We start from the raw sequence: 17,464 nt of genomic DNA on the forward strand, positions 1-17,464 counted from the left end.
CCCGGCCGCGCGGGCTCCAACAGGGCTAAGGCACGGGCACCATGTCACCGATGCGCGGGAACGGCGGCGCCGTCGAAGGCCCGGCGCGCAGCGCGCAGAAGGGCCGGCCTTCGACCGTTGCCCAGACGCAGGCGCGGATGCATTCGATGACGATGCCGGGATCCTGCGTCGGCGGCACGGTGCGGATCGGGATGCGCATACCGGCCTACAAGCCCGAGTGGCACACGTGCAGCACCACGTACCCCAGCGAATGCCAGAAGAGGGCTTCGCCCTGCGCGGTGCAGAAAACGACGCTGCCGTTGGGGCCGAAGCATTCGAAGCCACGCACGTTGCCGGCAGGAACCGAGTTGATGTTGTCCATGATGCGGCTCTCCTATGGCCTTGAGTTGTAGGCGCGGATGCGCGCGGCGGCCAGCGGGCGTTGGCCCGGAACGGCGTGGTCCGTTGGACGCAGACGCTGTCCGCTTTCATCCGCCGTGCGCTCGTCATGCGCGCCTACAGGCATCGGAAGGCGGCGATGGCCGGGGCGCGTTCGCGCTTCGACGGAAAATGGCGGCCTTTGCGTCTTCCACCCGAACAGCCCATGAAAATCCTGAAAGACACCGCCGTCACCCTCCGCTACAAGGTCGCCGACCTCGGCACCGGCAAACTCATCGAGCAGGGCAGCGACCCCATGGTCTATCTGCACGGCGGCTACGACAACACCTTCCCGAAGATCGAGGCCGCACTGGAAGGCCAGGAGCCCGGCTTCCAGGCCACCCTCGCACTGCAGCCCGAAGACGCCTTCGGCCCGCGCGACGAATCCCTGGTGCGGACCATCTCGAAGGCCGACTTCCCGCCCGGCGTGAAGGTCGGCGGCCAGCTCGAGGGCCGCAACGATCAAGGCGAGCCGCAGGTCTTCACCGTGATGAAGATCAAGGGCCCGCAGGTGATCCTCGACGGCAACCACCCGCTCGCGGGCAAGGCGCTCAAGTTCAGCATGACGGTGACCGGCGTGCGCGCCGCGACCGAGGAGGAGATCGCGCACCGGCATGTGCATGGGGATCACGGGCACCATCACTGACCCTGCGCGCCATCCAGCGCGAGCCGCCCTTCATTTTTCCCGCGCCTGCCGATAGCCATCGGAAGACACGACGACACGCAGGCCTGATCGCCGGCCGACCGGCCGGTGCGGCGGCGCCTCAGGCGCGCTGCGGCAGGTCGCGCAGCGCGTGACGGATGGTCGCCAGCCCGCGCAGCAGGTGCCGGTCCAGTTCCTCGAGCATCGCATCGAGGTCGTCGCCCGTGGCCAGGGTCATGAACAGACGATGGTTCTCCGCGAAGTCGGGCTTGGGCGCGTGCGTGAGCTGGCAGATCGTGAAGCCGAGCTGGATCTTCTGCGTCAGCTGCCCCCACACGTCGAGCAGCAGCTTGTTGCCGCAGCGCTCGTAGACCAGGCCATGGAAGTGCGCCTCGGCGGCGCTCTCGCGCTGCAGATCGTTGCTTCTCGCTGCATCGGCCAGTACCTCATAGCGCGCGGCCATCTCGCTGCGGAACGCGTCGTCGCGCTGCGGCCAGAGGCGGATGAAGGCCTGCTTTTCCATGATGCGGCGCACTTCGTAGACATCGCTCATGGCCTGTTCGTCGATGTCGGTCACATAGGTGCCGGCATAGGGACGGTTGACCAGCAGCCCGGTTTCGATGAGCTCGCGGATGGCTTCGCGCAGCAGCCCGCGGCTGACGCCGAACTGGGTCGCGAAGTGGCTTTCGATCAGCTGCGTGCCGGGCGCGATCTTGCCGGTGAGGATGGCGCTGCGCAGCGTCTGGGCCACGTAGTCCCGCCGCGTGGCAGAGGGCGCGGGTGCGAAGTCGGGGAGAGTTTTCATATCGAGAGTTCAACCAGGTTCGCACGACGCGCGACACGTGAAACGCGAGGCCCAAGCCTGGAACACCGCGGAACCGGCTTTGCCGGGCCGCTGGTGTTGCCCCCGGAGAGGGGGTGAGCGGCCACACGAAGTGGGCAAGCCTGGGGATGAATCATCTAATTCCCGCGCAGGGCGAGGCGCTTTTCTATCCGGCTCGCAAGGTAGGCACCCGGATAGATGAGGACGAAGTACACCACAGCTACCGCCGTGAGGATCTCGAGCGGCCGGTAGAAGGCGGCGCTGAGCGCGCGGCCCTGGTACATCAGCTCGTGCACGGCGATCACCGATGCGATCGAGGTGTTCTTCGCCAGCTCGATGCCGCGGTTGGTGAAGGCAGGCAGCATGCGCTTGAACACCTGCGGCAGCACCACGCGGCGCAGCACCTGCGCCGGCTGCATGCCGATCGCGCGCGCGCCCTCCCACTGGCCGCGCGGCAGCGAGGCAATGCCGCCGCGGAAGATCTCGGAACAATAGGCCGAGGCATTGAGCATCAGCGCCAGCAGCGCCGCGACGAAGGGGCTCAGCTGCCAGCCGGTGACGATCGGGAACGCATAGAAGAACCACACGAGCTGGATCAGCACCGGGACGTTGCGGAACAACTCCATGTACCCGCGCGTGGCCGCGCCCAGCGCGCGGTTCTTCGACAGCGCGCCGAGCGCGACGACCAGGCCGATGAGCATCGCCGACGGAAACGCCACCACCCACAGCCCCGCGGTGACGCCGATGCCCTTGAGCAGCACGGGCCAGTTCTGCAGGACGGCCGAGAAGTCCCAGGTGAATTCCATGCCTCAGCTCCCCATCGGCCGCGTCGAGACGGCGAGCCGGTGTTCGAGCAGGCGCGCGCCCACGCTCAGCGCCAGCAGCGTGAGGAAGAAGATCGCAGCCACCACGGTGTAGACCTCCAGCGGGCGGAAGGTGATCGAGTTGACCTGCATCGCCTGGTAGAGCAGGTCGGAATAGGCGAGCGTCGAGGCGAGCGCGGTGGTCTTGATGAGCTCGAACGAGCGCTCCATGAAAGGCGGCAGCATGCGCGCCAGGGCCTGCGGTAGCACCACGCGCCGCAGCGCCTGGTGCGAGGCCATGCCGATGGCGCGCGCAGCCTCCCACTGGCCGCGCTCGATCGACACCAATCCGCCGCGGAACACTTCGGCGAAGAAGGCACCCGACTGGGTCGACAGCGCGATGACGGCCGCGACGTACGGATCGAGGCTCACACCGATGAGCACCGGCAGCGCATAGAAGGCCCAGAAGAAATGCACCAGCGGCGGCGTGTTGCGGTAGAACTCGATGATCCACAGCGCCGGCTTCGCAAGCCACGCCCGGCCCGACAGGCGCAGCGCTGCGAGCAGCGCGCCGAACACCACGCCGAGCACGATCGCGACCGCGGCGATCTTCAGCGTGCCGGCGAACCCGGCCAGCAGCATGTCGCGGTGCGACCAGACGCCGCTGAAATCCCACTGGTAGTTCATGCCGTCGCACCCGCTCTCGTGCCGCTACTGGCCCAGGGTTTCCTTCATCACGCCCGGCACGGTCGCCGGGTCGATGCCCTTGGTCTTGAGGTACTGGCCATAGAGCGCCTGCGTCTGGCCCGACGCGTAGAGCTTGCCGATGATGGTGTCGAGCTGGTTGCGAAAGCCCGGGTCGGCCTCGCGCCGAATGCCCACGCTGGTGGGCAGTGCGACCACGGGCTGCGGCACCTGGACGCGGCCCTTGCGGATCTTCGAGTAGGCGATCACCAGCGCCGGGTGATAGAAGCCGATGGCATCGACGCGGCCGGTCATGAAGGCGGCCACCGTTTCGTCGGTGTTGGTGAAGCGCTCGATCTTGGCGTTCGGCAGGCGCTTGGTGAGGTCGCGGTCGGTCGCGGTGCCGAGTGCGACGCCGATGCGGACTTCGGGCTTGTCGAGGTCGGACCAGTTCCTGGCGACGAGGCCGTCCTTCGCGAGCACGCCCTGTGCGTACCAGAGCAGCGGGTTGCTCGGAAAGTCGACCGCCTTCTTGCGCTCGTCGGTGGCGTCGAGCACGAACATCGCATCGATCTGGCCCGCCTGCAGCGCGGCCACGCAGTTGCCCCAGGTGGTTTCGACCGGCGTCATCTTCACGCCCATGTCCTTGGCGACCTGCTCGCCGAGCAGCACGCCGAGACCGGTCCACTGGCCGGACGAGGGATCGCGGTAGTACCACGGATCGCCGGGCGCGACGCCGATGCGCAGCTCGCCGGACTGCTTGACCTTCTGCAACGTGGCGGTCTGCGCAGCGGCGCCGAGGCTCGCGAGAGAAAGCGATGCGCCGAGCGCAAGGGTCAGGGCACGACGCTGGCGCTGGAAAGAGGTCTTGGCGTTCATGGGGTTTCCTGTGGTGGAGGGAGCGGGTTGAAAGAATGCGCGCACACGCTCGCGCGCTCAGGCGGGCCGGTCCAGCGGCCAGTGGACGTCGTCGGCGCGCGCGATGTATTGGCGATACAGCGCATCGAGCCGCTGGATCACGGGCCCCGGCGGCAGTGCGCGCCCGTCGACCGAGGCCACGGGCGTGAGGCCGGCCAGCGTGCCGGTGACGAAGGCCTCGTCGGCCGCGTAGACCTCGGCCAGCGTGAAGTCGCCTTCGTGCACCTCGATGCCCGCTTCGCGCGCGAGGCGCACCAGGGTCGCGCGCGTGATGCCGTTGAAGCAGTAGCGGCCCGAGGAGGTCCACAGCGCACCGCGGCGCACCACGAAGAAGTTGGTGGAATTGCAGCTCGACACGAAGCCGTGCGGATCCAGCATCAGTGCCTCGTCGGCCCCGGCCTGGATCGCCTGGATCAGCGCCTGGATCAGGTTGAGCCGGCTGTGCGAGTTGAGCCTGAGGTCGAACACGTCGGGCGCGCTGCAGCGCATCGTCGAGGTGAAGAGCCGGAGCCCGCGCTGCTTGGCCTCGGCCGTGACCACCTTGTGCTCGGCCACGCAGACGATGGTGGCGCCGCCGATGATGAAGCGCGGGTCCTGGTTGGGCGTCTTCTTCACGCCGCGCGTGATCATGAGCCGCGCGTGCGCGCCGTCGCGCATGCCGTTTCGGACGAAGGTGTCGATCACCAGCTGCTTGACCTCGGCGCGGGTCTTGCCGATGTCGAGCGCGATGGAACGCGCGCCGTCGAACAGGCGCTCGATGTGGGCGTCGAAGGACACGACGCGGCCGTCGACCAGCCGCACGCCTTCCCAGACGCCGTCGCCGCACACGTAGCCGGCATCGAAGATCGACACGGTGGCCTCGTTGCGCGGCACGAACTCGCCGTTGAGATAGACCCGCACCGCGTCGTTGCGCGCGTCGGGCGTGTAGGCCTGGGAGCTGGTGGTCGAAGGGGTGCTGGCGGCTTGCATGGGGTTCCTGGGCTGTATCGGTCGGATCGGGATTCAGAAGCGGAAGGCGGTGAAGCGCTCGAGGAAGCGCTGCGTGCGCTCCTCTTTCGGGTGCTTGAGCACCTCGTCGGGCGTGCCGCTTTCGTGCAGCAGGCCGTCGGCGAGGAACACCACCTTGTTGGCGAAGTGGTAGGCGAAGCCGAGCTCGTGCGTGACCAGCAGCATGGTCCGCCCTTCCTCGGCGAGGTCGCGGATGGTGGCGAGCACTTCGCCCACCAGCTCGGGGTCGAGCGAAGAAGTCGGCTCGTCGAACAGCAGCATCTCGGGTTCCATCGCGAGCGCGCGGGCGATCGCGACCCGCTGCTGCTGGCCGCCGGAGAGATGGCCCGGGTAGGCATCCGCCTTGTCCGAGAGGCCGACCTTGCCGAGCTGCCTGAGGGCCTGCTCGCGCGCCAGTGGCGCGGCGATGTGCTTGACGGTGACGAGCCCTTCCATCACGTTCTGCAGCACCGTCATGTGCGGGAACAGGTTGAACTGCTGGAACACCATGCCGACCTGCCTGCGCACGTCGCTCAGTTCCGAACGGCCATAGCGCATCTCGCCGTCGCGCCCGGCCGGCCGGCCGATCGGCTGCCCCTTGAGGATGATCTGGCCCGCGCTCGGCATCTCCATGAAATTGAGGCAGCGCAGCAGCGTGCTCTTGCCGGAGCCGCTCGACCCGATGATGGCGATGCGGTCGCCGCGCTGGACATCGAGGTCGATGCCGCGCAGCACGTGGTGGTCGCCGAAGCGCTTGTGCAGGGCCTGGATGCGGAGGACGGGATCGGCGTCGGTCATGAGTCGGGGAGTGTACGAATTGTCGAACAATCGACAATCGGTAGTTCTACGAATGATGCAACTCGCATGCCAGCCCGTCGGCGGCGGCATGCACTCAGCCCGCGGCGATGTCGGCCTTCAGCGTTCCATTCGCAGGCCAGTGCGTCCCGGCTGTCGCTCTTTCGGGCGGCGCTTTCACCCCCATTTGCGAGCCATGACCACCACCAGCCCCATCCTTCAGATCAAGGCCCTCGGCTTCCCCTGGGAAACGATCGATCCGTTCCTTTTCTGCGTCTACCACGACGACGCCTACCCGAAGGCCAATGCAGCAATGGGCCCCGACGCCTCGCTGGCAGGACGCGACCTGGGGCAGGACTTCAGCCGCAAGGACGGCTGGAGCATGTACCACGGCAACCCGGTGCCGGGCTTTCCGGGGCATCCGCACCGCGGCTTCGAGACCGTGACCATCGTGCGCAAGGGCCTGATCGACCACTCGGATTCGCTCGGCGCGGCGGCCCGCTTCGGCGGCGGCGACGTGCAGTGGCTGACGGCCGGCAAGGGCATCGTCCATTCGGAGATGTTCCCGCTGCTCGATGCGGCGGCGCCGAATCCGCTGGAGCTGTTCCAGATCTGGCTCAACCTGCCGGCGCGCAGCAAGATGGCCGAGCCGCACTTCACCATGTTCTGGTCCGAGGACATCCCGCGCTTCACCGCGACGGATGGCGAAGGCCGCCGCACCGAGGTCGCGAGCATCGCGGGGCGGATCGCGCCGGTGGACGGCGAGCCGGGCCAGGGCGGCCCGCTGGCGCCGCCGCCCGATTCCTGGGCCTCGCAGCCCGACGCCGATCTCGCGATCTGGACGATCCGGATGGAAGCCGGCGCGCGCTGGACCCTGCCGCCCGCGACCGGCGAGGGCACGCGCCGCAGCCTCTACTTCTTCAAGGGCCGCTCGGTGTCGGTGGCCGGCCAGGCGGTGGACGGCCATGCCGCCATCGAGTTGCGCGCGGATGCCGCGGTCGAACTGGTCAACGGCGACGAGGCGAGCGAATTCCTGGTGCTGCAGGGCCGGCCGATCGGCGAGCCGGTGGCGCAGTACGGCCCCTTCGTGATGAACACGCAGGCCGAGATCGCGCAGACCATGGCCGACTACCGCCGCACCGAGTTCGGCGGCTGGCCGTGGCCCGACCACGCACCGGTGCATGGCCGAGACCCGGCGCGCTTCGCGCGGCATCCGGACGGGCGCGAGGAAAAGCCGCTGGCAGATCCGGCACGCTGAGGGGCGGACGGACCGCTGCCGCAGCGCCGGTCCGCTCAGATCGCCCTCGAAGCCTCGGCGCCCGCAACCGTCATGCCGAGGGCGAACTCGCTCCGCGACGCGGAGGCCTGATGGTCGATGTCCGCGCGCAGGATCTCGTCGAGCATCGGCAGCTTGCCGCTGTCCAGCCGCGCTGCGACCACCGACACGACCGCGCCATGCAGGATCGGCATCATGGTGCGTCCGTCCAGGTAGGCGCGGACCAGCGCGTCCGCGGCGAGTTCGGATGGAGTCATTGCGAGGGTCATGGTGCGACTCCGTTCGGTTGAAGATGAACTGCAACGGTACCGCCCGCACCCGGCTTTCACCGTGCGGTAGCACACCGACAGCGGCGAATTTCGGCGCGCCGGTTGGTACGGCAACGCACAGACGCGACTACAGTCGCTGGCGACAATCGGCACTTCCCGACTCCCTGCTCCCATGGCATCGACTCCACGCCCTTCTTCCCTGCGCTCCGCTTCGAGGCACAACGGCCTGCTGGCGGTCATGCCTTCCGAAGTGCGCACCGGCCTGACGCCGATGCTCGAGCTGGTTCCGCTGAAGTTGGGCGAGGTGCTCTACGAATCGGGTGTGATCCAGGAGTACGTGTTCTTCCCGACCGATTGCATCGTGTCGCTGTTGTACGTGCTCGAGAACGGCCAATCGGCCGAGATCGCGGTCGTGGGCTTCGAGGGAATGGTCGGCGTGTCGCTGCTGATGGGCGGCGGCAGCACGCCGAACCGTGCGGTGGTGCAAAGCGCGGGGCACGCGTTTCGCCTGAGCGCCGGTCAGATCAAGGAGCTGGTCGAACGGGGAGGACCGTTGCTCCATCTGCTGCTGCGCTATACGCAGACGCTGATCACGCAGATGTCGCAGACGGCCGTCTGCAACCGTCACCATTCGCTGGAGCAGCAACTCTGCCGCTGGCTGCTGCTGAGCCTCGACCGACTGCCCGGCAATGAACTGGTCATGACGCAGGAGCTCATCGCCAACATGCTCGGCGTGCGCCGTGAAGGCGTGACGGAAGCAGCCGGCAAGCTGCAGCGGCTGGACCTGATCCGGTACGCGCGCGGCCACATTACCGTGCTCGATCGGCCGGGCCTCGAACGGCAGGTCTGCGAGTGCTATGAAGTGGTGAAGCGCGAAACCGATCGCCTGCTGCCGCCCGAAACCGCCACCTGAGCCGGTTCCTTTTGACGCCCAGGAGCACCTTCGTGCGCCCGCGCACAGACGCAGACCGCGCAGTGGGCAAGACTGCCGTGCAAGCGCATTCCCGCGCCTGATCCTCGAGAAGGCGACTGGGTGATTTCAGAACCGATCGGTCCCGCTTTCAACCGCCTGCTCGAAGCATTGCCGGCCAGGGACAGGGAGCGCCTGCTCGGCCGATGCGAGAACGTCTCGCTGGCCGTGTCGCAGGTTCTCTGCGAACCCGGCGATGCCCTGCGTCACATCCACTTCCCGACCAGCGCTTTCGTGTCGCAGGTCGCCACCGTGGACGGTCACGAGGGCCTTCAGACCGAGATGATCGGCAACGAAGGCGCCTTCGGCTACGAGTTGGCGTTCGACGTGAGCCAGGCCCGGCTTCGAACGCTGGTGCAGGGCGCCGGCATGGCATGGCGCCTGACGGCGAAGTCGCTGCAGCAGGAGCTCAGGCAGAGCGCGGCGTTGAAGCGCGTGCTGAACCGCTATGTGTGCGTGCTTCTCCTGCAGTCCGGCCGCTCCGGTGCCTGCAGCCGCCTGCACCGGGTCGAGGAACGCCTGGCGCGCTGGCTGCTGACGGCCGAGGATTGCGCGCACTCGCCGCACCTGGCGTTCACGCATGTCTTCCTGGCGCACATGCTGGGCGTGCGCAGGGTCGGCATCACCAATGCGGCGACCGCCTTGCAGTTGCGGCGCCTGATCGACTATCGGCGCGGCGTCATCACGGTCATCGACCGCGCGGGGCTGGAGGCTCTGGCCTGCGGCTGCTATCGGGCCAATCTGGACACCTACGCCCGACTGATGGGATGAGGCGCACGCGCTATTCGATGCCCTTGCCGATCGGCTCGTGCAGGTCGAACTCGCGCAGCATCACCGGCTCGGCCGAGCCCTGGGCAACGCGCCGCCGCACGGCGGCATCGATATCCGGTGCGTGGCTGGTGTAGGTCTCCAGCGGCTGGTCGCCGACCACGCCTGGCCGGAAGCAGTGGTGCAGGGTTTCCTGGGCGATGCTCGCGCCCAGGAACTGTCCATCGACCAGCACCCAGAAACGCACGGAGCCCGACGCTTCATGAAAGAACGGTGGATGCGACATCGATGACTCAGCGCGTGGGCGGCACGACCACCACAGTGCTGCCGCCCGAACCCATGCGGCCGGTGTTGCCCGTGCTGCCGGTATTGCCCCTGGCACCCGTCGCGCCGGTGTTGCCCTGGTTCCCGGTCTCGCCCTGTGCGCCGGTGTAGCCGGTATTGCCCTGATTCCCCGTCGCGCCCGTGTCTCCTTGATTGCCGGTCTCGCCCTGTGCGCCGGTGTAGCCGGTGTTGCCGGTGTTGCCCTGGTTGCCCGTTGCGCCCTTGGCGCCCGTGTAGCCCGTGTTGCCTTGGCTTCCCTGCGGGCCCATGGGGCCGGTGCATGCGCCCAGTCCGAATGTCGCGAGCAGCAGGAGGGAGGGGATGGCATATTTCATGGCGTTTCCTTTGAGTGGTAGGCAGCCAAGATGGCCACGCAGTCCACTCTGATCGGCGCAGACACACGGCGTCTGTTCGGTGCCACGCATAGACACAAGATGTCGCGCCGTCCTACGCGATGCCCTCAGCGCAGGGTCGGCCCGTGCGTCGCGGGCCGCGCGCCGTCGCACTCGGCCAGCAGCGTGCTCGAAGCCCTGACGCGCGCCATCATGCGCGTGTTCAGCGAGGTCCATCCGCGGTACATCGGCACCACGACAAGCCATCCGATCCCGATCACGCCGCCGAGCGCTCCCATGTATTGCCAATGCATTGGTTCCATTGATTGTTCCTGTTGTGTCGAAGCCGCCCTGCGCGGACCAGCGCCAGCTTGCACCGGCCTTCGGCATCGGCAAATGCGACGGAGGTCGAGTCGGACAGCATCGGGGCGCGAAAGTCGCCGGATCCGCGACCTACTGCACGCTGGGCGTGCCACCGCCGTTCGCGCCCCGAAGGACACTGCAGCCGCCGCCGGCAACACGCCGGCACCCGTGCTAAGGTGGCGCGCCCGCCAGGGTTTACCCGGATACCTTCCCAGAGATCCCCCACGTGCCTCTTCCACAAGCCCCCGTGCCCACCGGGCCTTCCTCCGCCGCTGCGCCGCCCGGGCTGTCGAGCGGCCAGATGCTGCTGTTCGCCGTGGCCTGCGGCCTGTGTGTCGCCAACATCTACTTCGCCCAGCCGCTGCTCGGGCCGATCGCCGCCGCGCTGCAACTGCCGGCCGGGCTGGCCGGCCTGATCATGACGCTGACCCAGCTCGGCTATGGCGCGGGCCTGCTGTTGCTGGTGCCGCTGGCGGACGTGATGGAGAACCGGCGCCTCATCGTGCTCGCCATGGGCGGCGCGGTCATCGGGCTGGCCGGCATCGCGCTGTCCGACTCGGCGGCGAGCTTCCTGGCGGCGTCCTTCATCGTCGGCGGCTGCGCGGTGGCGGCCCAGGTGCTGGTGCCGCTGGCCTCGCACCTCGCGCCCGAAGCGACGCGCGGCAAGGTGGTGGGCAACATCATGGCCGGACTGCTCGGCGGGATCATGCTGGCGCGGCCCTTCTCGAGCATGGTCGCGGCGGCCTTCGGCTGGCGCGCCGTGTTCTGGATCTCGGCCGCGCTGATGGCCCTGGTGGCGCTGGTGCTGTGGCGCGCCCTGCCCCAGCGCCGGCCGCACGGTGCCGGCGGCTATGCGCGCACCATGGCCTCGCTGCCCGGCATCATCCGGCGCACGCCGCAACTGCGCCGCCGCGCTTTCTACCAGGGCATGATGTTCGCGGCCTTCCAGGCCTTCTGGACGGCGGTGCCGCTTCTGCTGGCGCGCGAATTCGGCATGGGCCAGGGCGGCATCGCGCTGTTCGCGCTGGCCGGCGCGGCGGGCGCCCTGGCGGCGCCCTGGGCGGGCCGGCTCGCGGATCGCGGGCTGACCCGGCCGGCCACCGGCGCGGCCATGCTCGCTGCGCTGCTGTCGTTCATCGTCGGCGCGGTGTCGGTGAACTTCCATTCGCTGGCCGGGCTGGTGCTGGCCGCGGTGCTGCTCGACGGCGCGGTGCAGCTGTGCCAGGTGCTGAGCCTGCGCACTCTCTTCATGCTGGCGCCCGAACTGCGGGGCCGCATCAACGGCCTGTTCATGACGCTGATCTTCCTGTGCGCGGCCGCGGCCTCGGGGCTCGCGGCGGCGATCTACACCTTCCATGGCTGGGGCGGCCTGAGCCTGCTGGGCGCCGCGTTCGCGGTCGCCGCGCTGTTGTTCTACAGCACGGAATTTCGTCGGCGATCGATGCTGCCGGCGACCTGAGGCGGCGTCTGCGCCTCGTTCGCGATCGGCAGCCAGGACGCGTTCATCAGCGAAGTTTCGATGCCATGGCCTCACGCGACCATTCGGGAGCGACCATCTGGATGAAGTCGAACGCGAACGATTTCAGCAAGTGATCCTTTCGCAGGCTGATCATGGCGCTCGAGGAAGGAAACAGGTGGCCGACGGGCACGCAGCGCAGGTCCTTGTCCACCGCGACGTTGAACGCCATCTTCTGGAGTACCGCGACGCCGACGCCGGCGGCGACGTAGGCCTTGATGATGCTGGCGTCCATGGCGCGCATCACGACCCACGGGGTGATCCCATGCCTTTGAAACTCGTGCTGGACGACCGAGCCGGATGTGTAGCTGTTGTCGTAGGTGATCAGCGGCCATCGCGCGATGTGTTCCATCGTCAGCCGCCCCATCCTCAGCAAGGGATGCCGTGGCGGCACGATCAGGCAGCGGTCGATGTCATAGGCCTTCACCGAAACGACGCCTTTGGGCATCGGATCCGGCAACGAGCACAGGCCGACATCGATCGTTCCCGCGGTCACGCCCGCCAGGACCTGCGCCGGCGGGCCCACCGTGAACTCGAGCTTCACCCGCGGATAGGCGGAAACGAATCGCTTGGTCACTTCGATCAGCGAATACCGCGCATGGACATGTGTGGTTCCCACGCGCAACGTGCCTTCACTGTCGCCCGGCACTTCCCGCTTCAGCCGCGTCAGCGCCTGGGCGTCCTGCAACACCCGCCCGCACAGCGAGAGCGCTTCTTTGCCCGGTTCGGTCAATGCTGTGAGCCGGTTGCCTGAGCGCACGAAGATCTCGATGCCGATTTCCTTTTCCAGCGCGCGAACCATCTTGCTGACGCCGGGCTGCGTCGTGTGCAGCGATTCGGCCGCGCGCGAAACGTTGAAGCCGCTTGCGACGACCTGGCGCACGCACCGCAGCTGCTGAAAGGTGATGGGCACGGTTCCTTCAGGATATTCGACTGAAGGAATGATAGCGGCCTAAATATTCATTTCACACAATGGTCGCCGAAGCGAAGAATCGCTGTCGATCCCACCATTCCCGAGATGAAATCCGTGCAGGAGTCCGCCCAGCCCCATGACGTCAACGCGAGCTTTCGAGGCGGCGGTCGCTCCGTCGAATATCTCGATCAGATCAACAAGGCCTCCATCGTCGCGCTGGCCGAAGCGCGAACGGTGTCGGCCGATGTCGCCAGCCGCATCGCGGCCGGCATCCTGACGCTGATCAGGGACGAACAAAGCCGGCCCCGGCAGTGGTCGGCGGACTACCTCGACTACGAACCCAAGCTGCTCGCTGCCGTGGGTCCCGACGGCTCTCGCCTTCATTGCGGACGCAGTCGACAGGACATCTCGGCGACCATCGCGCGAATGAATCTTCGCGCCGGCCTGCTGGACGGATTCGAGGCCCTGGTCCGTGCCCGACACGCCCTTCTCTCTCTTGCGGCGCAGCACAAGCGCACCATCGTGCCCGCCTACACGCATGGCGTCCAGGCACAGCCGACGACCTTGGCGCACTACCTGCTGGGCATGGCGGGCGCGCTGGCGCGAAGTGCGGCCCGCCTGCGGGCGGCATACACCCACGTCAACCAGGGGCCCCTGGGTTCGGCGGCCCTGACGACATCGAGCTTCGGGCTCGACCGGCACCGCCTCGCATCCCTCCTCGGGTTCGACGCCCTGGTCGAGAACGCGTACGACGCCAACCATTTCGCGCCGGTCGACACCAGCCTGGAGCTTGCGGCGGCATTTGGCATCGCGGCCGTCCAGATCGGCCAGTTCGCCCAGGATCTTCATGCGCAATATGCAGCGCCGGCGGCCTGGATGACCTTGCAGCAGGGCGAGCTCGTGGGGGTCAGCAGCATCATGCCGCAGAAGCGCAACCCTGCCGCACTGGAGCAGTTGCGCGTGCAAAGCAGCATGCTGCTCGGGGACATGCAGGCCGTGGCGCTGATGGCGCACAACGTGCGCTCCGGCATGTTCGACTATCGGTCCTACGACCCTGTGCCGAGTGCCCGCGCCCTGGCGGTGTTCGAGCTCCTGCGCAAAGTTCTCGATGGCCTCGTGGTCGACAAGGAGCGCGCGCTGGCCGAGGTCCAGGCCGACTATTCGACGGCCACCGAGATCGCGGATGCCCTGATGCAGCGCGCGGACGTGCCATTCCGGATCGGCCATCAATTCGCGTCTGCACTGACGGACTTCGGCCGCGCCCGGAAGCTCGCCATGCGCGAGATCCCCTACCGCGAGGCGGCACGGATCTACGAGGCCATGAGCTCGCAGACGTTCCCGCTGGACGAGAGCGACTTCGCCGAGGTATCGAGCCCTGAATACATGGTCTTCGGGCGCAAGGGCGCCGGGGGTCCGCAGATTGCCGCGGTGGAGCACATGCTGGCTTGCCATCACGCGGATCTCGAGACCGATCGCGCGTGGACGCAGGCGCGGCGGGCTCGCCTGTCCGATGCCGACATGCAACTGGACGCCGCGATCACGGAGATCGCGGCCAACGGCATGACCTCTTCAACGACCTTCCATTCGACCTTCGAGACAACTTCATGAAAAAACTTCTCTTGCTGCTGGCAGCCCTGGCGCTGTCCTTGTCGACCACGGCGGCGCCCTATCCCGACCGGCCGGTGCGCATCGTCGTTCCCTATTCGCCGGGCGGCGGCGGCGACGTGGTCGGGCGTCCGCTCTCGCAGGAACTGGGCAAGCAGCTGGGCGGCTCGTTCATCATCGACAACCGCGGCGGCGCAGGCGGCAACATCGGCATGGAGAACGTGGCGAAGTCGCCGGCGGACGGCTCTTCGATCGTGCTGGCCCTCACCTCGCAACTGGCCATCAACCAGGCGCTGTATCCCAAGCTGCCCTATGACGCGCTGAAGGATTTCGTGCCGATCACGCTGCTCGGCTCGGCGCCGTATTTCCTCGCGGTCAACGCGTCTGTGCCGGTGAAGACCCTGCCCGAGTTCATCAAGCTCGCGAAGGAGAAGCCAGGGGCCATGTCCTATGCATCGACCGGCAACGGCAGCGGCCTGCACCTGTCGATGGAGTTGCTCAAGTCGATGGCCGGCATCGATCTCGTGCACGTGCCTTACAAGGGCGGCGGCGCGGCACTGACCGACCTTCTTTCGGGCAATGTGCAGGCGATGTTCGTCAGCTACGGGACCGGCGGCGCGCAGATCAAGGCGGGCAAGATCCGCGTTCTCGCCGTGTCGTCGACGCAGCGCTCGCCGGCACTGCCGGATGTTCCGACGATCGCGGAGGCGGGCGTCCCAGGCTATGAGTCCGGAGTCTGGTATGCCCTGCTTGCCCCTCGCGGCACGCCACCTGACATCGTCAAGCGCCTGCATGACGGCTCGGTGGCCGCGCTTCAATCGAAGGATCTGCGCGAGCGCTTCGCCTCGGACGGCGTCAAGCCGATCGGCTCCACGCCGGAGGAACTCACGAAGTACATCCAGTCCGAACGAGTCAAGTGGTCCGAAGTCGTCAAGCGGTCGGGCGCGACGGTGGAATGAGGGGCTGAGGGCTGGCTGCGAGACGCCACGCGCCCCACGCGTTCAGCCGGTTGCCGACGCCGGAAAAAGGGTCGTGATCAACTCGTCCGCGAGCCGATTCGAGTCCTTGCCTTCGGTGCTCAACCACTGGCAGAACGCGTGCACGAGATCCTTGCGGCGCGAGAAGGGAGAGGCCAGGTAGTGATAGTCCCTGGTGTCCACATCCTGCAGATCGAGCGGCATGCACAGGCGGCCGGCCGCCACGTCGTCGGTCACCAGCGGCGAAGGCACGAGCGCGACGCCCAGGCCATCGAGCGCGGCCTGCATCGCGAAGTAGATTTCCTCGAAGACCAGCTCCGAACGCGGCCGCAGACCGGTGACGCCTGCCTTGGCGAACCAGTCGGACCACTCGTCCGCCTTCGAATGCAGCAGCACATGCCCTTGCAAGTCTGACGGAGAGCGAATCGGCTGCTGCTCGAGGAGTTCGGGCGCGCACACCGGCACGAGGCTCGCGCTCAGGAACGGCACCGCGGCGTGCTTCGGCGACCGCTGCTGCAGGCGGCGAATGATGATGTCCACGCCGCTGGGCGGCAGGTCACCGAGCGGCGACTTGCCGGTGGTCAGCCGGATTTCCACCTCGGGCCGGCGGCGCTGAAACGACGACAGCCGCGGGATCAGCCAGCGCATCGCGAAAGTCGGCGGCACGTTGATCAGCAAGGTCGCGGGACTGGCATGGCCGCGCACCTGATGCACGGCCGTTTGCAGGCGCTCGATGGCAGGTGCCACGTCCGCGAACAGCGCGCGACCCGCGTCCGAGAGCGCGAGGCGGTTGCGGTGCCGGTCGAACAGCGTGACCCCGAGCTCGTCCTCGAGCCCGCTGATCTGGCGACTGACGGCCCCGTGCGTCACCCCGAGGTCCCTGGCCGCCTGCGACACGCTCAGATCGCGCGCCACCGCCGCGAAGGCTCGCAGCGCATTGAGTGACACGGCTGCAGGAGGACTCGGCATTCCGCGATTCTTGCACGCAGGACCCTGTGAGGAAATCTCACGGTTCAGCGCTTGCGCGTGACTTGTCCCGGACCGGCGCAACCCGGACACTTGCGTCCCCAAGGATCCGATGGACAAGCAATGGCAATGGAGAAGTTGACGAAACGCATGTCGGCCGTCGATCGGCGCAGCTTCCTGACGGCGGCGATCGCCCTCGCGGCCGTCCCGGCCGGTGCGCAGCAGGACTTTCCGAACAAGCCGATCCGGATCATCTCGCCCTATACGGCCGGAGGTCTGGGCGACACGCTGCCCAGAGCGCTCAGCGTGGTGCTGAGCCCGCGTCTGGGCCAGCGCGTGCTGGTCGAGAACCGGCCCGGGGCCAGCCAGATGATGGGGACGCAGTTCGTGGCGCGCGCCGAGAACGACGGCTATACGCTGCTGTGGGCCAGCACCACCAACATGGCGATCAACACCATCGCGCAGACCCGGCTCGGCTACGACCCGCAAAAGGATTTCGCGCCGATCGGCGTCTGCTTCACCTCACCGCTCTATCTGCTGGTGAACCCCCGCCTGCCCGTGAAGTCGGTCAAGGAGTTGATCGCCTACGCCAAGGCCCACCCCGGCAAGCTGACCTTCGCGTCCGGCGGCAGCGGCTCGACCAACCATCTGGCCGGTGAGCTGTTCATGCAGCAGACGGGCATCCGGATGCTGCATGTGCCCTACAAGGGCGCCGGTCCGGCGATCGTCGGCGTGATCGGCGGCGAGGTCGACCTGATGTTCGAAGGCGCTGGCATCGAGCACGCGCGGCACGGGCAGTTGCGCGCACTGGCGGTCGCCAGCCGCCAGCGCACGCACGGCGCACCGGAGGTTCCGACGATCGCCGAAGCGGGCGTGCCGGGTTTCGATGCCAGCGTCTGGTTCGGCCTCGCCGCGCCGGCCGGCACGCCGCCCGCCGTGGTCGCCAGGCTGGCGAGCGGGCTGCAGGAGGCGCTGAAAGACCCGGCATTGGTCAGATCGATCGGCGATGCCGAAATCACGCCCTCGTCGCCGCAGGCGATGGCGGATCTCGTGCGCACCGACACCGACAAATGGCGCAAGGTGGTCGTGGACGCCCACATCGTTTTTGAATGAGG

At 67.6% G+C, this 17,464-nt stretch carries 22 protein-coding genes; 8 read left to right on the plus strand and 14 right to left on the minus strand.

The window, feature by feature from the left end; translation table 11 throughout:
- Nucleotides 1-25: 25 nt before the first annotated feature.
- Together WDLP6_RS35215 and WDLP6_RS35220 are read right to left on the minus strand one after the other, a co-directional pair.
- Nucleotides 26-199: a hypothetical protein gene (locus WDLP6_RS35215; RefSeq protein ID WP_232077347.1), complete on the minus strand. Its 174-nt coding sequence runs from the start codon at nt 197-199 to the stop codon at nt 26-28.
- 6 nt (nt 200-205) lie between these two features.
- The gene (locus WDLP6_RS35220; protein WP_232077349.1) at nt 206-361 is read right to left on the minus strand and encodes a hypothetical protein; all 156 of its coding nucleotides are present in this window, start codon (nt 359-361) and stop codon (nt 206-208) included.
- A 222-nt stretch (nt 362-583) separates the two neighbouring features.
- On the opposite strand from WDLP6_RS35220, the gene WDLP6_RS27025 reads away from it, so the two are divergent.
- On the plus strand, nt 584-1,063 hold the full coding sequence (locus WDLP6_RS27025; protein ID WP_162570212.1) for an FKBP-type peptidyl-prolyl cis-trans isomerase: 480 nt from the start codon (nt 584-586) through the stop codon (nt 1,061-1,063).
- Nucleotides 1,064-1,181: 118 nt separating this feature from the next.
- Here the strand turns inward: WDLP6_RS27025 and WDLP6_RS27030 are convergent, their stop codons facing one another.
- The 6 genes from WDLP6_RS27030 to WDLP6_RS27055 form a co-directional block, all read right to left on the minus strand.
- Complete coding sequence (locus WDLP6_RS27030) at nt 1,182-1,865, minus strand: GntR family transcriptional regulator (protein WP_162594852.1); 684 nt, start codon at nt 1,863-1,865, stop codon at nt 1,182-1,184.
- A gap of 155 nt (nt 1,866-2,020) precedes the next feature.
- On the minus strand, nt 2,021-2,689 hold the full coding sequence (locus tag WDLP6_RS27035; protein ID WP_162594853.1) for an amino acid ABC transporter permease: 669 nt from the start codon (nt 2,687-2,689) through the stop codon (nt 2,021-2,023).
- A 3-nt stretch (nt 2,690-2,692) separates the two neighbouring features.
- Nucleotides 2,693-3,373: an amino acid ABC transporter permease gene (locus WDLP6_RS27040; RefSeq protein WP_162570215.1), complete on the minus strand. Its 681-nt coding sequence runs from the start codon at nt 3,371-3,373 to the stop codon at nt 2,693-2,695.
- A gap of 24 nt (nt 3,374-3,397) precedes the next feature.
- Nucleotides 3,398-4,249: a transporter substrate-binding domain-containing protein gene (locus tag WDLP6_RS27045; RefSeq protein ID WP_162570216.1), complete on the minus strand. Its 852-nt coding sequence runs from the start codon at nt 4,247-4,249 to the stop codon at nt 3,398-3,400.
- Between the two features lie 57 nt (nt 4,250-4,306).
- Nucleotides 4,307-5,257 (minus strand): aminotransferase class IV, encoded by a 951-nt coding sequence (locus WDLP6_RS27050; RefSeq protein WP_162570217.1) that lies wholly within the window; start codon nt 5,255-5,257, stop codon nt 4,307-4,309.
- 33 nt (nt 5,258-5,290) lie between these two features.
- The gene (locus WDLP6_RS27055; RefSeq protein WP_162594854.1) at nt 5,291-6,073 is read right to left on the minus strand and encodes an amino acid ABC transporter ATP-binding protein; all 783 of its coding nucleotides are present in this window, start codon (nt 6,071-6,073) and stop codon (nt 5,291-5,293) included.
- A gap of 193 nt (nt 6,074-6,266) precedes the next feature.
- On the opposite strand from WDLP6_RS27055, the gene WDLP6_RS27060 reads away from it, so the two are divergent.
- Nucleotides 6,267-7,328, plus strand: coding sequence for a pirin family protein (locus WDLP6_RS27060; RefSeq protein WP_162594855.1), 1,062 nt, complete (start codon nt 6,267-6,269; stop codon nt 7,326-7,328).
- A 35-nt stretch (nt 7,329-7,363) separates the two neighbouring features.
- Here the strand turns inward: WDLP6_RS27060 and WDLP6_RS27065 are convergent, their stop codons facing one another.
- Nucleotides 7,364-7,615 (minus strand): hypothetical protein, encoded by a 252-nt coding sequence (locus tag WDLP6_RS27065; protein WP_162594856.1) that lies wholly within the window; start codon nt 7,613-7,615, stop codon nt 7,364-7,366.
- A 172-nt stretch (nt 7,616-7,787) separates the two neighbouring features.
- On the opposite strand from WDLP6_RS27065, the gene WDLP6_RS27070 reads away from it, so the two are divergent.
- On the plus strand, nt 7,788-8,528 hold the full coding sequence (locus WDLP6_RS27070) for a Crp/Fnr family transcriptional regulator (protein ID WP_162594857.1): 741 nt from the start codon (nt 7,788-7,790) through the stop codon (nt 8,526-8,528).
- A 120-nt stretch (nt 8,529-8,648) separates the two neighbouring features.
- Complete coding sequence (locus tag WDLP6_RS27075; protein WP_232077351.1) at nt 8,649-9,356, plus strand: Crp/Fnr family transcriptional regulator; 708 nt, start codon at nt 8,649-8,651, stop codon at nt 9,354-9,356.
- A gap of 10 nt (nt 9,357-9,366) precedes the next feature.
- Here the strand turns inward: WDLP6_RS27075 and WDLP6_RS27080 are convergent, their stop codons facing one another.
- The 3 genes from WDLP6_RS27080 to WDLP6_RS27090 form a co-directional block, all read right to left on the minus strand.
- Nucleotides 9,367-9,639 (minus strand): DUF1488 family protein, encoded by a 273-nt coding sequence (locus WDLP6_RS27080; protein WP_162594858.1) that lies wholly within the window; start codon nt 9,637-9,639, stop codon nt 9,367-9,369.
- 7 nt (nt 9,640-9,646) lie between these two features.
- Nucleotides 9,647-10,012 (minus strand): collagen-like protein, encoded by a 366-nt coding sequence (locus WDLP6_RS27085; protein ID WP_162594859.1) that lies wholly within the window; start codon nt 10,010-10,012, stop codon nt 9,647-9,649.
- Nucleotides 10,013-10,137: 125 nt separating this feature from the next.
- On the minus strand, nt 10,138-10,332 hold the full coding sequence (locus tag WDLP6_RS27090; protein ID WP_162594860.1) for a hypothetical protein: 195 nt from the start codon (nt 10,330-10,332) through the stop codon (nt 10,138-10,140).
- Between the two features lie 266 nt (nt 10,333-10,598).
- Here WDLP6_RS27090 and WDLP6_RS27095 point away from each other — a divergent pair, with 266 nt between their 5' ends.
- Complete coding sequence (locus tag WDLP6_RS27095) at nt 10,599-11,831, plus strand: MFS transporter (RefSeq protein ID WP_232077352.1); 1,233 nt, start codon at nt 10,599-10,601, stop codon at nt 11,829-11,831.
- A 46-nt stretch (nt 11,832-11,877) separates the two neighbouring features.
- Here the strand turns inward: WDLP6_RS27095 and WDLP6_RS27100 are convergent, their stop codons facing one another.
- Entirely contained in the window at nt 11,878-12,801 is a 924-nt protein-coding gene (locus WDLP6_RS27100; RefSeq protein WP_269475591.1) for a LysR substrate-binding domain-containing protein, read from the minus strand.
- 105 nt (nt 12,802-12,906) lie between these two features.
- Between WDLP6_RS27100 and WDLP6_RS27105 the strand changes: the two genes are divergently transcribed.
- Together WDLP6_RS27105 and WDLP6_RS27110 are read left to right on the plus strand one after the other, a co-directional pair.
- Nucleotides 12,907-14,409: a lyase family protein gene (locus tag WDLP6_RS27105; protein ID WP_162594861.1), complete on the plus strand. Its 1,503-nt coding sequence runs from the start codon at nt 12,907-12,909 to the stop codon at nt 14,407-14,409.
- On the plus strand, nt 14,406-15,365 hold the full coding sequence (locus WDLP6_RS27110) for a Bug family tripartite tricarboxylate transporter substrate binding protein (protein WP_162570225.1): 960 nt from the start codon (nt 14,406-14,408) through the stop codon (nt 15,363-15,365). The genes WDLP6_RS27105 and WDLP6_RS27110 overlap by 4 nt, the downstream gene beginning before the upstream one ends.
- A gap of 42 nt (nt 15,366-15,407) precedes the next feature.
- Here WDLP6_RS27110 and WDLP6_RS27115 read toward each other — a convergent pair whose 3' ends face one another.
- Nucleotides 15,408-16,352: a LysR substrate-binding domain-containing protein gene (locus WDLP6_RS27115; protein WP_162594862.1), complete on the minus strand. Its 945-nt coding sequence runs from the start codon at nt 16,350-16,352 to the stop codon at nt 15,408-15,410.
- Nucleotides 16,353-16,478: 126 nt separating this feature from the next.
- Here WDLP6_RS27115 and WDLP6_RS27120 point away from each other — a divergent pair, with 126 nt between their 5' ends.
- Nucleotides 16,479-17,462, plus strand: a complete 984-nt coding sequence (locus WDLP6_RS27120) for a Bug family tripartite tricarboxylate transporter substrate binding protein (protein ID WP_162594863.1) — start codon at nt 16,479-16,481, stop codon at nt 17,460-17,462.
- Nucleotides 17,463-17,464 lie beyond the last annotated feature (2 nt).

The sequence above is a fragment of the Variovorax sp. PBL-E5 genome (assembly GCF_901827185.1).
GTDB lineage: Bacteria > Pseudomonadota > Gammaproteobacteria > Burkholderiales > Burkholderiaceae_C > Variovorax.

Coding starts and splice junctions, on each gene's coding strand:
- WDLP6_RS27050 (WP_162570217.1), bottom strand. CDS start 5,257: ATGCAAGCCGCCAGCACCCCTTCGACCACCAGCTCCCAGGCCTACACG.
- WDLP6_RS27030 (WP_162594852.1), bottom strand. CDS start 1,865: ATGAAAACTCTCCCCGACTTCGCACCCGCGCCCTCTGCCACGCGGCGG.
- WDLP6_RS35215 (WP_232077347.1), bottom strand. CDS start 199: ATGCGCATCCCGATCCGCACCGTGCCGCCGACGCAGGATCCCGGCATC.
- WDLP6_RS27025 (WP_162570212.1), top strand. CDS start 584: ATGAAAATCCTGAAAGACACCGCCGTCACCCTCCGCTACAAGGTCGCC.
- WDLP6_RS27120 (WP_162594863.1), top strand. CDS start 16,479: ATGGAGAAGTTGACGAAACGCATGTCGGCCGTCGATCGGCGCAGCTTC.
- WDLP6_RS27080 (WP_162594858.1), bottom strand. CDS start 9,639: ATGTCGCATCCACCGTTCTTTCATGAAGCGTCGGGCTCCGTGCGTTTC.
- WDLP6_RS27065 (WP_162594856.1), bottom strand. CDS start 7,615: ATGACCCTCGCAATGACTCCATCCGAACTCGCCGCGGACGCGCTGGTC.
- WDLP6_RS27040 (WP_162570215.1), bottom strand. CDS start 3,373: ATGAACTACCAGTGGGATTTCAGCGGCGTCTGGTCGCACCGCGACATG.
- WDLP6_RS35220 (WP_232077349.1), bottom strand. CDS start 361: ATGGACAACATCAACTCGGTTCCTGCCGGCAACGTGCGTGGCTTCGAA.
- WDLP6_RS27110 (WP_162570225.1), top strand. CDS start 14,406: ATGAAAAAACTTCTCTTGCTGCTGGCAGCCCTGGCGCTGTCCTTGTCG.
- WDLP6_RS27105 (WP_162594861.1), top strand. CDS start 12,907: ATGAAATCCGTGCAGGAGTCCGCCCAGCCCCATGACGTCAACGCGAGC.
- WDLP6_RS27085 (WP_162594859.1), bottom strand. CDS start 10,012: ATGAAATATGCCATCCCCTCCCTCCTGCTGCTCGCGACATTCGGACTG.
- WDLP6_RS27115 (WP_162594862.1), bottom strand. CDS start 16,352: ATGCCGAGTCCTCCTGCAGCCGTGTCACTCAATGCGCTGCGAGCCTTC.
- WDLP6_RS27060 (WP_162594855.1), top strand. CDS start 6,267: ATGACCACCACCAGCCCCATCCTTCAGATCAAGGCCCTCGGCTTCCCC.
- WDLP6_RS27035 (WP_162594853.1), bottom strand. CDS start 2,689: ATGGAATTCACCTGGGACTTCTCGGCCGTCCTGCAGAACTGGCCCGTG.
- WDLP6_RS27090 (WP_162594860.1), bottom strand. CDS start 10,332: ATGGAACCAATGCATTGGCAATACATGGGAGCGCTCGGCGGCGTGATC.
- WDLP6_RS27045 (WP_162570216.1), bottom strand. CDS start 4,249: ATGAACGCCAAGACCTCTTTCCAGCGCCAGCGTCGTGCCCTGACCCTT.
- WDLP6_RS27070 (WP_162594857.1), top strand. CDS start 7,788: ATGGCATCGACTCCACGCCCTTCTTCCCTGCGCTCCGCTTCGAGGCAC.
- WDLP6_RS27055 (WP_162594854.1), bottom strand. CDS start 6,073: ATGACCGACGCCGATCCCGTCCTCCGCATCCAGGCCCTGCACAAGCGC.